Origin of the sequence: Frankia sp. AiPs1 (assembly GCF_023716945.1) — a bacterium.
GTDB lineage: Bacteria > Actinomycetota > Actinomycetes > Frankiales > Frankiaceae > Frankia.
Genome location: NZ_JAMQQF010000849.1, coordinates 1 through 1797 on the forward strand (window position 1 = coordinate 1; position 1797 = coordinate 1797).

Here is a 1797-nt window from a genome sequence, read left to right on the forward strand (position 1 = left end):
GGCATCACCTGCGTTGCAGCCGATGCCGCGGCGGGCCCCGTGGGCTGGATGGTGGCTCCGGCCGCGGCGCCGGAACCGGGCGGCCGGGCTGAGCGCCCCGTGGCCCGTGGAACGCGGACGACCATCCAGGCTCCCTCCGTCACGGCCGCGGCGAGCGCCATGGGCTCGCACGACCTCAACTCCCCCTGAACATCTTCCCTCGAAAGCCCTGTTGAATCTTCAATATTCTCGCTTTGCCTCGGATCATCCACTGATCATCCCGTCAATGATGGAATCGACCGATGATTCGTCAGATCGACGATCACACACCAGATCGACGCAGAGAGCGATGGAGTCAGATCTATCTGTGACGATCCGGCCAGCAGGTGAGGACGACCGCCGCGCCGAGAGACAATCGGCCCATTCCCCGCGTTGCCCCGGGGTGCGCTCCACCAAGGCGTGATCGGATAGCCTCCCCCGACCCTGTTGATCCCCGCACCACCCGCCCGCCGGCGGAGAGCTCGGAGAATGGAAGCGGTGTGCTGACGCCCCTGACCTCGGACGACCCACGCCGCATCGGACCCTTCCGGCTGGCGAACCGCATCGGCGCCGGTGGCATGGGCGTCGTCTACCTCGGTTTCGGCGACGATGGCAAGGGGGTCGCCGTCAAGGTCCCCTCCGCCGGCCTCGCCGACAACCCCGAGTTCCGCTCCCGGTTCCGGCAGGAGGTCGACGCCGCGCGGCGCGTGCGGGGCAGCTCCGTCGCGACGGTGCTCGACGCCGACCTGACCAGCGAACGCCCCTGGATGGCCACCGAGTACGTCGAGGGCCGCAGCCTCGCCGACGCCGTCGCCACCCGCGGCGAGCTCGACGATCGCCTGGTCCACGGGCTGGCGATCGGGCTCGCCGACGCCCTCGTCGCCATCCACGCAGCGGGGGTGGTGCACCGCGACCTCAAGCCGGCGAACATCCTGCTGGCCTGGGACGGTCCGAAGGTCATCGACTTCGGCATCGCCCGCGCGGGGGACAGCACCAGCCACACCCGCACCGGAATGCTGATCGGCACGCTGGTCTGGATGGCCCCCGAGCAGTTGCGCGGCGAACGGGCCGGGCCGCCCGCGGACATCTTCGCCTGGGGTGCCTGCGTGGCGTTCGCCGCCGCCGGGCGTCCCCCGTTCCGGGGGGAGCGGGCCGAGGCGGTCGGCATGCAGATCCTCACCGCCGAACCCGACCTCGACGACCTGCCTCCCGACCTGCTCCGCGTCGTACGGGCCGCGCTGGAGAAGGAACCCGCCCGCCGGCCCACGGCGACCGAGTTGCTCGCCCGGCTGGTCGGCCGCGACGTGCGCTCCCCCGCCGACTCGGACGAGGCCAGCGAGACCGCCCTGGCCCAGGTGTGGTCGCTGCCGCCCACCCCACCGCAGGGCGCCGGCCCGCTCGGGGGAGCGCGCAACGGCGGGTATGACCCGGCCGGAGGGCGCCCCGAACGCGCCGCCGGGGGCTACCCGGATCCGACGCTGCGCGACCCCCGATCGGCCTACGACGCCCCGCCCGCCTACGGCAGCCGCGCCGGATACGACAACCAGCCCCGGTACGACAACCAGGCCGGGTATGACAACCAGGCCGGGTATGAGGAGGCCGGATACGACAGCCGCGCCGGATACGGCGACCGGGCCGGCTACGGCGCTGCGACCCCGCGAGCCGGCGGCCCGGGCTACGACGACCGTGACTCCGATCCGGGCGGCCGCCGGGGCGCCGCCCCCCTGGCCCTACTCCTGCCCCCCGCGCACCACGACTACCCCCCCCCCCCCCCCCCCC

At 73.1% G+C, this 1797-nt stretch carries 1 protein-coding gene and 1 pseudogene; both read left to right on the plus strand.

Going from position 1 to position 1797, the window contains the following annotated elements; all coding sequences use genetic code 11:
- Positions 1-189: pseudogene (locus ND748_RS31255) on the plus strand (hypothetical protein); the annotation flags it as partial.
- Between the two features lie 329 nt (positions 190-518).
- Positions 519-1797 (plus strand): protein kinase (locus ND748_RS31260; protein WP_251749899.1); only part of this gene is annotated, 1279 nt, incomplete at its 3' end.